Source organism: Methylomonas koyamae (genome assembly GCF_019669905.1).
GTDB lineage: Bacteria > Pseudomonadota > Gammaproteobacteria > Methylococcales > Methylomonadaceae > Methylomonas > Methylomonas koyamae.
On sequence record NZ_AP019777.1, the window covers coordinates 1,344,634 to 1,356,922 of the forward strand.

A 12,289-nucleotide genomic window follows, 5' to 3' on the forward strand; every position below is an offset into this window, starting at 1 on the left:
GCCGACCTTTTTAAAATAGATTCATGAAAGCAGTCATTCTGGCCGGCGGGCTCGGTACCCGCATCAGCGAAGAAACCGTTGCCCGACCCAAACCGATGATCGAAATCGGCGGCAAGCCGATTTTGTGGCACATCATGAAGATTTACTCCGCGCACGGCATTAACGAGTTCATCGTTTGCTGCGGTTACAAGGGCTATGTGATCAAGGAGTATTTCGCCAATTATTTTCTGCATATGTCGGACGTGACGTTCGACATGCAAAAAAACGAAATGGAAGTCCATCACCGCTATGCCGAACCGTGGCGGGTAACGCTGGTCGATACCGGCGACGACACCATGACCGGCGGCCGCTTGAAACGGGTCGCGGCCTATCTGCAAAACGAAACGGCGTTTTGTTTCACCTACGGCGACGGCGTCGCCGACGTCGATGTCTCCGCTGCGATTCGCTTTCATCATAGCCACGGCAAACTGGCTACCGTCACCGCGGTGCAACCCGCCGGCCGCTACGGCGCATTGGATTTGGCCGGGACCCAGGTCAAAGGCTTCATGGAAAAACCGAAAGGCGACGGCGGCTGGATCAACGGCGGTTTCTTCGTGTTATCTCCGGAGTGCGTGCAATACATCGACGGCGATGCAACCCACTGGGAAGCCGAGCCGTTGACCCGTCTGGCGCAGCAGGGGCAGTTGATGGCTTTCGAGCATGCCGGCTTCTGGCAGCCGATGGATACGTTGCGCGATAAGAATCAGCTCGAGGAGTTGTGGCAATCCGGGGGCGCACCGTGGAAGGTTTGGCATGAATCCTGAATTCTGGCGCGGCAAGCGAGTGTTCGTCACCGGCCATACTGGTTTCAAAGGCGGCTGGTTGACGATGCTGTTGCATTCGTTGGGTGCGGAGGTTTACGGCTATGCGCTGCCTCCGGCCACCGAACCGTCTTTATTCGAGGAGGCCAGCGTAGAGTCGTTGCTCGCCGCGCATGTGTTGGCGGACATCCGCGATCTGCCGCGTTTGACGGCGGCGCTGGACCAAGCCCGGCCCGATATCGTCCTGCATCTGGCTGCGCAACCGCTGGTGCGTTATTCCTACCGCGAGCCGGTCGAGACTTTTCAGGTCAATGTGTTGGGGACGGTAAATTTACTGGAGGCCGTGCGCCGGCAGAGCACGGTTCGCGCGGTGGTCAACGTTACCACCGATAAATGCTACGAAAACCGCGAGTGGCTGTGGCCCTATCGGGAAAACGAAGCCATGGGCGGCCGCGATCCTTATTCCGCCAGCAAAGGCTGCGCGGAATTGGTGACGGCCGCTTACCGGGCGTCGTTTCTGGCGCAGGCCGGGGTTCATCTGGCATCGGCCCGCGCCGGCAACGTGATCGGCGGCGGCGATTGGGCGGAAGACCGCTTGATTCCGGACGCCCTGCGCGCGCTGGACCGCGGCGAAGAATTGGTGATTCGGGCGCCGAATGCGACGCGGCCCTGGCAGCATGTGCTGGAGCCGCTGTCCGGTTATTTGACGTTAGCCGAGCATTTATTCGAGCCTGGCGAATCATTCGCCGAGGGCTGGAATTTCGGGCCGCGGGAACAGGACGCCAAACCGGTGGCTTGGTTGCTAGGCGAATTGGCGAAGTGCTTCCCGGCGCTGAATTGGCGCTCCGAGCCGAGCGATCTGCACGAAGCGCATTTTCTGAGTCTGGACAGCAGTAAAGCCCGGCAGCGTTTGGATTGGCAGCCGCGCTGGCGCTTGCGGATCGCTATCGAAAAAACGGCTGCCTGGCATCAGGCCTGGCGCAATGGCGAGGACATGGCGGAGTTCAGTGCCGGACAAATTCGGGATTACCGGCAAGTACCGCATGGAGACGGTCTTGGCGCAATTTGAAGTCATCGCGACGCCGCTGGCCGGATTGAAATTGATTCGGCGGCGCTGCTCGGAAGATAGCCGCGGTTATTTTTCCCGGTTTTTCTGCGCGGCCGAATTGAACGCTGCCGGCTTTTCCGAGCCGGTCGCCCAGATCAACCAGACTCTGACTCGCCGTTGCGGTGCGGTCAGAGGCATGCATTTTCAAGCTCCGCCCCACGCCGAGATCAAATTGGTCAGTTGTCTCAGGGGACGGATATTCGACGTCGCGGTCGATTTGAGACGCGGATCGTCGACCTTTCTGCACTGGTTCGGCGTGGAATTGTCGGCGCAGAACCGCGAGTCGCTGTTGATTCCGCAGGGTTTCGCCCACGGTTTCCAGACCTTGGCGGACGACTGCGAATTACTCTATCTGCACAGTACCGCCTATGCGCCGGCTGCGGAGGGGGCGTTGCATGCATTAGAGCCGAGAGTGGCTATCGACTGGCCGTTGGCGATTACCGAAATGTCGGAGCGCGACCGGCAGCACCCCAACTTAACATCCGATTTTCAAGGTATCGAGCTATGAAATGCCGTCATTGCGGTTCCGAACTCTCTCTGCCCTTGATCGATCTGGGTAGCGCTCCGCCTTCGAACTCCTATCTGACCGCAGACACTTTGCATGCGCCGGAACGTTGGTATCCGCTACGGGTTTTGGTGTGCGAGCAGTGCTGGTTGGTACAGACTGAGGACTACGCGCATTGCGCCGAATTTTTCTCGGCCGATTACGCCTATTTCAGTTCGTTCTCGTCGACGTGGCTGCAGCACGCCGAAAATTACGTCGCGGCGATGGTTCGGCGTTTCAATTTGGATGCCGGCGCTTTAGTCGTGGAAGTCGCGTCGAACGACGGTTACCTGCTGCAATACGTGCAGGCGCGCGGGATCGGCGCTTTGGGGATCGAGCCCACCGCGAGTACCGCCCAGGCCGCCCGCGATAAGGGCCTGCAAGTGATAGAGGAGTTTTTCGGCGCACAGTTGGCCGAGCGGCTGGCGGCCGACGGCATTCGAGCCGATTTGATGGCGGCGAACAACGTGCTGGCGCACGTACCCGACATCAACGACTTTGTCCGCGGCTTTGCGCTGTTGCTGAAACCGGCCGGGGTGGCGACGTTCGAATTTCCGCATCTGCTGAATTTGGTCGAAAGCAATCAGTTCGATACGATTTACCACGAGCATTTTTCCTACTTGTCGTTAACGGCGGTACAGCGCATATTCGCCGAAAACGGTTTGACGCTGTTCGACGTCGAGGAATTGCCGACCCACGGCGGCAGCTTGCGGGTTTTTGCCCAGCGCACGGCAGATGGCGCGCAGCCGGTTGAGCCTTGCGTTGCCGAACTGTTGCGGCGCGAGGCCCGGGCCGGCATGGCCGCTACCGCTTTTTACGCCGGCTTCCAGAAGCGAGCCGATGCGCTAAAGAACGATCTGCTAAGCTTTTTGCTGGAAGCCGCCCGCAACGGCAAAAAAGTCGCAGCTTACGGCGCAGCGGCGAAAGGCAATACCTTACTGAATTATGCCGGTGTGCGTCCGGATTTGATTGGCTACGTCGTGGACCGCAATCCGGCAAAACAGGGGAAATGGCTGCCCGGCAGCCGGATACCGATCGTCGACGAGCCGCATTTGCAACGCGATAAGCCGGATTATGTTTTGATTCTGCCTTGGAATTTACAGCGCGAAGTCGTAGCGCAATTGGCTTATGTGCGGGATTGGGGCGGCCGCTTCGCCATCGCGGTGCCGGAGTTAACGGTTCTCTAATGAGAATCGCGGTTACCGGCGCCGACGGCTTCATCGGCCGTTATCTACTGCCGATCTTGCTGGCGCAGGGCCACCAGGTCGCCGCCGTTTCCAGGCGGGCCGGCCATCCGCCGCAGCCCGGCCTGAGCTGGTTGCAGGCCGATTTGTTGGATGCCGGGCAAGTCAGGCAAGCGATGGCCGAAGCCGAGGCCGAGTGCTTGATCCACTTGGCCTGGTTTGTCGAGCACGGCCGATTTTGGACCGCGGCCGAAAACTTTGCCTGGTGCGACGCGACGGCCGGTCTACTGGCGGCGTTTAACGAGTTTGGTGGTAAGCGGGCGGTGTTGGCCGGAACCTGTGCCGAATACGATTGGAACTACGGCTATTGCATTGAAGGTAAAACGCCAACCGTGCCGGCGACGCTGTACGGCAAGTGCAAAGATGCCGCCCGGCAATTTGCCGAACATTTTTGCCGCGACAACGGCATCGAGTGGGTGTGGGGACGGATTTTTACGCCGTACGGGCCAGGTGAGCCGGTGGGGCGATTCGTGCCGTCCGTGCTATCGGCCATGGGCCGGGGCGAAGTTTTGAAATGCAGCCACGGCCGGCAGTTTCGCGATTTTCTGCACGCGAGCGATGTGGCGGCGGCTTTCGCCCATTTGGCGGCAAACACGCCGGCGACCGGAGTGTTTAACATCGCCTCGGGCGAACCTATGCGACTGGCAGATATCGTGGCGATCTGCGCCGGGTTGTTCGAAGCCGAGCCGGCTGTCGAATTCGGCGCGGTGCCGGTGGCCGAATACGATCCGCTGATGCTGGTCGGCTGCGCGGACAAGCTGGCCGCAACCGGTTGGGCTGCACGGATATCGATCCGCGACGGCCTTGCCGATTACCGAATTAAAATTAACGAATTGAAGGGGAGTGAATGATGGATCCGGTAACACAGTTTGCGCTTGAAAGAGAGTCAATCCGCCAGGCTTTCGCGGCAAACAATGAGGCCGAACGGCTAACTCGCGCCTGGATGAATTTCGCTCAAGCCGGCAAATATTCATACCAATTCGACTGGATGGGGCGGCCGATCATTCAGTATCCGCAAGACATCGTGGCGATGCAGGAGTTGATTTGGTCGGTCAAGCCCGACCTGATCGTCGAGACCGGTATCGCCCATGGCGGCTCGTTGATTTTCAGCGCGTCGATGCTGGCGTTGCTGGACATGGCCGACGCGATCGAAGCCGGCGAACAGTCGCTGAATCTGCGCGATTGCCGTCGCAAGGTGATCGGCATCGATATCGACATTCGCGCCCATAACCGGGCCGCGATCGAAGCCCATCCGATGAGTGCGCGGATCGAAATGATCCAAGGTTCCAGCATCGCTCCGGAAACCGTGGCCCAAGTTAGAGCTCGCGCAGAAGGTTCGCAACGGATTTTGGTATGTCTGGACTCCAACCACACCCACGACCACGTGCTGGCCGAGCTGGAAGCCTATGCGCCGTTGACCACGGTAGGCAGTTACTGCGTCGTGTTCGATACCATGGTCGAGGACATGCCGGCCGACCTGTTCCCGGACCGCCCCTGGGGGCCGGGCGACAATCCGAAAACCGCGGTCAGGCAATATTTGCAGTCGCATCCCGAATTCGAGATCGATAAAGGCCTGGACCATAAACTGCAGATATCGGTGGCCCCGGACGGCTTTTTGAAACGCCTGCGCTAACCGCAGTCCGACCGCCGGCCTTGCCGATGCCCCGTTTTTCCGGTCTGCCCGTATCCATGCCTCACGCTCTTCCCGCGGCTGTCGGCCTCGACGCCGGTCCGGCGGTTGCGGTGCAACGCGGCGAGCGCATCCAAACTCTGGATTTTTTTCGCGGCATCGCCATTTTGATGGTGATTTGCGGCCATTTTCTGCCGCAGCGCTTGGTCTTCGGTGATTTGGCAGCATTGTTTGCGACCATGGGCAGGGGCGGCGTGATCGTATTCTTTTTGCTCAGCGGCTATTTGATTATCAGGAGTTTGCAGGGGTGCTCTATCGGGGCTTTCCTATGCCGGAGGTTTTTCAAAATTTTCCCGGCCTATTGGTTGAACCTGCTGGTCTTGTTCATTGCCGGCCAACTGGGTTTCGGTTTGGCGAGCCACTCCAATGCAACCTACTTGGCGAATTTTGCAATGCTGTCCGACCTGTTTAGGGTAGCCAATGTCAGCAATGAGTATTGGACTTTGTTGATCGAAGTGAAGTTTTACGTGTTTATCGCTTGCTATTTTCACTGGTTCGGCATCCGTTTTGTTTCCGCGCTGCCGTTATTGTTTACCGTGGCCAACGCTACGGTGTTTGCGCTCAGAGGCCAAGCCAGCCAGTTATTGACGTTTTTTCCGGTTTTTTTTGTCGGTATTCAGGTGTTGCTGGCCGAGAAATCGGGCTGGGCGAGGTCGAACCTGTTGCGTTTGGCTTCGACCGGTCTGCTGGCCGGACTTAACGTTGCCTTGTTCGACGGCATTTATCCGCTTTGGTCGATAGCCTATATCCTCGGGGGCGCTGTCGCCATGGTAGGGCTGTTGCAATCCGGATTCTCGCTGGGTTTGCTGGCCTTTTTCGGTAAGGTGTCCTACAGCAATTATTTGTACCATACCTTGGTCGGCTATTCGCTGTTCGAATGGATCGGCCGGCAACAGACCGTCGCCAGCAATCTGATCGCCGTTGCCGCCGTGGTGGTGGTGTCGACGTGGGTGGCTTATCTGAGTTACATCCTGGTCGAGCTACCGTCGGGACGGTTTTGCAAAGTTCATGAGCCGCGGTTTCTGCTGCGGTTCTCCAAGTTGCGGAGACGTTAATGTCAGCCGAAAAAACGGTTTTGGCGGTTTTGGGCACCCGGCCGGAGGCGATCAAGTTATCGCCTTTGGTTTTGGCCGGCAAACAACGCAAGCAATTCGATTTTTTGGTTTGCAACACCGGCCAGCACCGGCAGATGTCGGATCAGGTGCTGGATTTGTTCGGTTTGCAGGCCGATTTCGATTTGGATGTCATGCGAGCCGAACAAACGCTGACCGGTATCACGGTCGATATCCTGACGCGGATGCAGGATTGTCTGGACCGCTGCCGGCCGGATTGGGTCGTTGTCCAGGGCGATACGACGACCAGTTTCGCCGCGGCGCTCGCGGCGTTTTACCGCAAGATTCCGGTGGCGCATGTCGAGGCCGGATTACGCACCGGCAATATCTATGCGCCGTGGCCGGAAGAAATGAATCGGCGCCTGGTGTCCGAATTGGCGACGCTGCACTTTCCGCCGACTCAGTCGGCCGCGGAAAATCTGCTGCGCGAAGGGATCGCTCCAGACCGCATGTTGGTGACCGGAAACACCGGCATCGATGCCTTGAAAGGCTTGGTCAAGCGCTTGGCGGACGACGCGATGCTGCGGGATAGGGCGGCCAATTTACTGAATTCGGCCGGTTTGAAAACCGGGAGTTGGTCGCAGGGGCGGCCTTATGTATTGGTCACCTGCCACCGGCGGGAAAGTTTCGGCGCCGGTCTCGAGGCGATTTGCACGGCGGTTTTGCGGCTTGCCAACCGGTTTCCGGGCTACGATTTTATCTATCCGGTACATCCGAACCCGCGGGTTCGGGAGACGGTAAACAGGCTGTTGGCTACCGGTATCGCCAACGTGCAATTGATCGAGCCTTTGGAATATTTGCCGTTCGTGCGCCTGATGGCCGAAGCCGAATTGATTTTGACCGATTCCGGCGGCGTGCAGGAGGAGGCGCCGAGCCTGGGCAAGCGCGTCGTGGTGTTGAGAGACGAGACCGAGCGAACCGAAGGTCTCGAAACCGGTTTGATTCGCTTGGCTGGAACCGATCCCGAGAAAGTGGTCGGTTTCGCGCTGGATGCGCTGGAGGGACGATGGCCGCTTGCCGACAGGGCCGATGTCTACGGCGACGGCCGGGCGTCGGAACGCATAATCGACGCTATCGCCGCCCATTCCCCGCTTTAACCGCATTTTGCTATGAAAGTACTTGCCGTATCTTACGTGCTGCCGCCGAATTTGTATTCGCAGGCCATCCAAATCGGCCGCCTGCTTTACCACGCTCGATTGCCGATGGCCGCCGTTACCGGCCAAGTGGATACCTTGGCAAGCGGCCTGGATGTTTATCCCGTCTTCGACAGCCGTCTGCTGTTCAGGTTGCCGGTAGCTTACCGCGCGCCGATGTCGGGCCTCATGCACCGAATTGCGGCGAACTTGTTGCCCTTGTATGCGCGAGCGCCCGACGAATTTCTGGGTTGGGTGCCGCTGGCGGAGCGCGCCGTAGTCGAGCGTTTGGCCCAGGGCGATTTCGCGCCCGACGTTTTACTAACTTTCGGCGAGCCGATGTCCGATCATCTGCTTGGCCTGCGCCTAAAGCGCCGCTACGAATTGCCGTGGGTGGCGCATTTCAGCGATCCTTGGGCCGATAACCCGTTTCGGCGCCGATTTTTCCTGGCCAATATCCGTAACCGCCAATTGGAACGCGAGGTGATTGCCAACGCCGACCGCATCATTTTCACCTCGCAGGAAACCGTGGATTTGGTGATGGCCAAATATCCCGCGGCGTGGCGGCAAAAAGCCAGGGTCCTGCCGCACGGTTTCGAGCCCGACGCTTACGGCGACTCGCCGCGCGATCCGGATGCGCCGCTGCTGATCCGTTATTTGGGTAATTTCTACGGCCACCGTTCGCCGCAGCCGTTGTTCGAGGCTTTGGCGGCCATTCTGCGCGAGCGGCCGGACGAACTGCACGGCGTGCGGATCGAATTGGTCGGCGGAGTACCGCCCAGGATGCTGAAATCGGCAGCCTTCCGATCTTTGCCGGATGGGCTGCTGAAATTGGTGCCGACCGTCGATTATTCGGCTTCGCTGGCATTGATGAAGCAAGCCGATTTGTTGTTGGTAATCGATGCGCCGGACGATTTGAGCGTGTTTCTGCCCGGTAAATTGGTCGACTATTTGGGCGCCGGTGTGCCGATTTTCGGCATCGTGCCGCCCGGCGCTTCGGCGCAGTTAATTTCCAAACTCGGCGGCGGCGTTGCCAATCCGCGCCGGCCGGCGGAAATCGCCGAATCTCTAACTCAGGCTTTGCGCAATATTCGCGAGCGCAGAGCGGTGGGAACTGGTCCGGCTTGGGGTAATCCGCAAGTACGCGCGGCTTATAGCGCCGATGCGGTGGCAGAGCGGTTCCGTTCTATCGTTGGCGAACTGGCCGGCAGCGGTGCGGATGAATAAGCTTTTTCTGTACGGCTATTACGGCTTCGGCAACGTCGGCGACGATCTACTGTTGGCGGCGATTATCCGGCGCTTGCGCGCGGCGGTGCCGGGTGCGAGTTTTGCCGTGCGTAGCTTGCACCCGGTAGCCGAGTTGCAAAGCCGGGACATTGAATTTACTTGCCAGGAGCGGATTCTGTTGAATCCAAATCTGCCGAAGTGGCGGCGCTTGCTCGACTATCTGCTTGCCAATTGGCGGTCGCTGGCCGGTTGCCGGGCTATGGTTTTCGGCGGCGGTACGCTGTTTCATGCGCGTGGCGGCGCGTTGACCAATCTGCTGTTGATTTTTCTGGCAGTACTTCAAGCGCGGTTGCGGGGCGTCCGGGTGTTTGTGCTCGGGGCCGGTGTCGCTGAAATGCCGGGCGTCGCGGCCAGATTACTGATGGCGGCGATTTTGGCGCTAAGCGACGATTTTGCTGTGCGCGATGCCTCGTCGTGGCGGCATTGCCGGCAGGTTTTCGGCGGCAAGCATGTCCGGCGCACGGCGGATCTGGTGTTTTCATTGCAGTTGCCGGCGGTGCCGACAACCTCGGCCGGCAAAACCATCGGCGTCACGTTGGCGGCCAGCGATATCGGCTCTGCGATCGGCGCCTACCCCCAGTTTTTTACCGCCCTTGCCGCGGATTTGGCGTCTTTGCGCGACAACGGCTGCTCGATCCGGCTGTTGTCGTTTCAAGAATTGGACGATCCGCAGGCCGGCGTGTCCGACACCCAATTGCTGCAGGCCATCGGTATCGAGGGGGAGCGCGTCGAACTGCAAAGGGTATCGTCCGATCCCGAGGCATTGTGCCGGCAATTCGCCGAACTCGATATCGTTGTCGGTATGCGGTTTCACGGCCTGGTCATGGCGGCTTTGCTGGGGCTGCCGTTTGTCGGGATCGGCCGCGACAGTAAGCTTTCGGACTTTTGCCAGGATGCCGGTATGCCGTTTTTATCGCTTGCCGACGTCAACGCCGGCCAGATCGCCGAGACCATAGTGGGCACTGCGGGGCGAATGCTGGATAGTGCCAATCTTGCCTCCTGGCAAGCCTTGTCTGCGGAAAATTTCGGCCCAATCGAGGAATACCTGAAATGAGGGTGATTTTGCACGGGTTCGGCTCGTTCCCGATTCTGTTTTACCACGTGATCGAATACGCCAAGCGCCGCTATCCGGAAGTGGAATGGGCGATCATCTTGTCTTCGCCGCACCACGAGGCGTTGATGGTGTCGCTGCTCGGCCGGGACAATGTGTTTGTACTGAACGCCAATGATGGCTCTTGCTCGGCGGAAGAGAAAGATTGGCTGTATCCGGGCAGCCTGCACCGCGATATCGACAGCGAAAAGCGCAATTTCAAATTCGCCCGCTCGCATATCCAATTGCAAAGGGCGATGAATTTGTACCGCGGCGCCAGACGCTTTATGGCCAGGTTTAATCCCAGCCACGCCTTGGTTTCGCAGGTGGAAGGTCTGGACGGCAAGGTGTTTCTGGCCTGCGCCAAGCAGATGGGGATACCGGTCGTCGTGCCGACCCATTGCCGCAATTTGGGCGGGATATTTTTCTCGCCGGACGATTGCGAATCCTTGCCGCCTTATGCAAATGCCGCCGACTCTGCGGCGCGGCAGGCTGCGGCAAGCTTTCTTCGCGAGTTCCGGCAGGCGCCGAAAGCGCCGGCAGTCGGCCAAGGTCTTGCTGAAGACCGTATTCTGTCCGGCTTCCAAAAGCCTTTCCTGCAACGCGTGGGTGCGGCCTTACAACGCCGCTTCGACGCCAGCGAAGCTTTCGAATGGGATTACCTGCGTGCGGCCTTTTTGAATAATTTGCCGTGGTTGCGGGATGCTATTTGGAACTTGCGGCGTTGGAAAAACCAACGGTTATGCGACATTACCGGCCTGGAACAGTTGCCGGACAAGTTCGTGTTTTATCCGTTGCAGTATTCGCCCGAGTCGTCGATCAATACGCCGGCACCGTATTTCGTCGATCAGATGCGGGCGATTGATGCGATTCGGCACGCGTTGCCCAGCGACGTGGTTCTGCTGATTAAAGAACATCCGGCCTGCATTCTGCTGCGAAGCGGCAGTTTCGTCCGCGAGTTGCTGCATAAGTCCGGCGTGGTAGTGGCGCATTACGCGTTGCCGTCGGCGGAAATCGTAAAACGGGCGCACATCACGATTTCGGTGACCGGTACCGCCACCTTCGAAGCCTATATGTTGGGCCGGCCGTCGGTTACCTTGGGCAATGCCTTTTTCTCCGAGGCTTTGGGCGGCGTCTGTAAGCTACACGATCTGCGCGCGAAAATTGCCCAACAATTGGATAGCAAAATCGACGACGCCGACATTATCGATTTTCTGGCCCGCGTGTTCTCGGTACGCAAACAGATCGTGTTCGGTTCGCCCGGCATGGCCGGCGAACCGGTATTGCGCGAGCGCAATGTTGCCGCATTTGCCGAAGGCTTTATGCAACATTGCCGGGCTATCGACGGAGCGAAGGAATGAATACGGCGCCGCTAGAGCAGAATCTGACCTGTCCGATTTGCGCTGCCGAGCAGTCCAGGCCTATACCGTTTCGGGACCCCGACTCCGGGCTACGGGTATTAAAATCTGCCGGTTACCATTGGCGTATATGCGGCAATTGCGGCAACGCCTTCCCGACGCAGACCGTTTCGTTGGCGGAACTGCAGCAATACTGGGACCGCAACCGGGTCATTGAAGATACGCCTGCGGCCGACACCGAGACAGTCTGGCAAAGCCGATGGCAGGCCAGCCAAGTCTGGGCGCAGCGCACATACGATTTTCTCGCACCGTTTTTGCGCCCGGATATGCGGCGTTTTCTCGATGTCGCCTGCGGGCTCGGTGCAACCGTGGCACTATTTCGCGACAAAGGCTGGCAGGCTGAGGGGGTCGACGCCGACCCGAACACGCGGCAATTCCACGAGAAAGCCGGGATCGCGGTGACGATAGGGCAGGTGGAAAACTTGCAGCCGGGTGCGGCTTTCGATGTGATTTCGATCGCGCATGCGATTTATTTCGTCAGCCGGCCGCGGCAGTTCGTGCAGCGGGTTGCGGCGATGCTGAAACCCGACGGCCTGTTCGCCGTTATCGTTAGCGATTTGTTGTCGTCGTTGAGCGACAGTTGTCCGGGTTACGCCCACACTTGGTATCCGAGCGCCGATGCGCTGGTTTACTTGTTGCAGCAGGAAGGCTTCGTCGTGATTGCGCGCCGCTCTATGAAAGGTTCGATCATGATCTTGGCAAAACGCGGCCAAGCCGCGGCGCCGCGGGCGTTTCCGCGCCGCGACTACTGGCTGCATATGAGTCAGGCCTGGCGCTTCAAATTGTTGGGCCGGCCGTATCGCTGCTTGGTGAATAGGTTGAAAAAGCTGTTGCGGAAATAGTTTGGCGTACTTGAACGCGAT

General features: G+C 58.9%; 12 protein-coding genes. All 12 read left to right on the forward strand.

Annotated features, from left to right (window positions below):
• The first annotated feature begins 23 nt into the window (after positions 1 to 23).
• The 12 genes from rfbF (at position 24) to MKFW12EY_RS06600 (ending at position 12,268) form a co-directional block, all read left to right on the forward strand.
• Positions 24 to 803, forward strand: coding sequence for a glucose-1-phosphate cytidylyltransferase (gene rfbF, locus MKFW12EY_RS06545; RefSeq protein ID WP_054758309.1), 780 nt, complete (start codon positions 24 to 26; stop codon positions 801 to 803).
• Complete coding sequence (rfbG, locus tag MKFW12EY_RS06550; RefSeq protein WP_221054213.1) at positions 793 to 1,869, forward strand: CDP-glucose 4,6-dehydratase; 1,077 nt, start codon at positions 793 to 795, stop codon at positions 1,867 to 1,869. Before rfbF ends, rfbG begins: the two co-directional genes overlap by 11 nt.
• Positions 1,856 to 2,416, forward strand: coding sequence for a dTDP-4-dehydrorhamnose 3,5-epimerase family protein (locus tag MKFW12EY_RS06555; RefSeq protein WP_054758351.1), 561 nt, complete (start codon positions 1,856 to 1,858; stop codon positions 2,414 to 2,416). Before rfbG ends, MKFW12EY_RS06555 begins: the two co-directional genes overlap by 14 nt.
• Positions 2,413 to 3,639, forward strand: a complete 1,227-nt coding sequence (locus tag MKFW12EY_RS06560; protein WP_221054214.1) for a class I SAM-dependent methyltransferase — start codon at positions 2,413 to 2,415, stop codon at positions 3,637 to 3,639. The genes MKFW12EY_RS06555 and MKFW12EY_RS06560 overlap by 4 nt, the downstream gene beginning before the upstream one ends.
• The gene (locus tag MKFW12EY_RS06565; RefSeq protein WP_054758310.1) at positions 3,639 to 4,547 is read left to right on the forward strand and encodes an NAD-dependent epimerase/dehydratase family protein; all 909 of its coding nucleotides are present in this window, start codon (positions 3,639 to 3,641) and stop codon (positions 4,545 to 4,547) included. Before MKFW12EY_RS06560 ends, MKFW12EY_RS06565 begins: the two co-directional genes overlap by 1 nt.
• 92 nt (positions 4,548 to 4,639) lie before the next feature.
• On the forward strand, positions 4,640 to 5,329 hold the full coding sequence (locus MKFW12EY_RS06570) for a cephalosporin hydroxylase family protein (protein ID WP_221054215.1): 690 nt from the start codon (positions 4,640 to 4,642) through the stop codon (positions 5,327 to 5,329).
• Positions 5,330 to 5,385: 56 nt separating this feature from the next.
• Positions 5,386 to 6,441, forward strand: a complete 1,056-nt coding sequence (locus MKFW12EY_RS06575; protein ID WP_221054216.1) for an acyltransferase family protein — start codon at positions 5,386 to 5,388, stop codon at positions 6,439 to 6,441.
• A complete protein-coding gene (gene wecB, locus MKFW12EY_RS06580; RefSeq protein WP_221054217.1) occupies positions 6,441 to 7,595 on the forward strand; it encodes a non-hydrolyzing UDP-N-acetylglucosamine 2-epimerase in 1,155 nt (384 codons plus the stop codon). Before MKFW12EY_RS06575 ends, wecB begins: the two co-directional genes overlap by 1 nt.
• Before the next feature lie 12 nt (positions 7,596 to 7,607).
• On the forward strand, positions 7,608 to 8,858 hold the full coding sequence (locus MKFW12EY_RS06585; protein WP_054758314.1) for a glycosyltransferase: 1,251 nt from the start codon (positions 7,608 to 7,610) through the stop codon (positions 8,856 to 8,858).
• Entirely contained in the window at positions 8,851 to 9,972 is a 1,122-nt protein-coding gene (locus tag MKFW12EY_RS06590) for a polysaccharide pyruvyl transferase family protein (protein WP_221054218.1), read from the forward strand. Before MKFW12EY_RS06585 ends, MKFW12EY_RS06590 begins: the two co-directional genes overlap by 8 nt.
• Positions 9,969 to 11,369 carry a capsular polysaccharide export protein, LipB/KpsS family gene (locus tag MKFW12EY_RS06595; RefSeq protein WP_157199129.1) on the forward strand — a complete coding sequence of 467 codons (1,401 nt, stop codon included), beginning with the start codon at positions 9,969 to 9,971 and terminating at the stop codon, positions 11,367 to 11,369. The genes MKFW12EY_RS06590 and MKFW12EY_RS06595 overlap by 4 nt, the downstream gene beginning before the upstream one ends.
• Positions 11,366 to 12,268, forward strand: a complete 903-nt coding sequence (locus MKFW12EY_RS06600) for a class I SAM-dependent methyltransferase (RefSeq protein WP_221054219.1) — start codon at positions 11,366 to 11,368, stop codon at positions 12,266 to 12,268. Before MKFW12EY_RS06595 ends, MKFW12EY_RS06600 begins: the two co-directional genes overlap by 4 nt.
• The last annotated feature ends 21 nt before the right edge of the window (positions 12,269 to 12,289 follow it).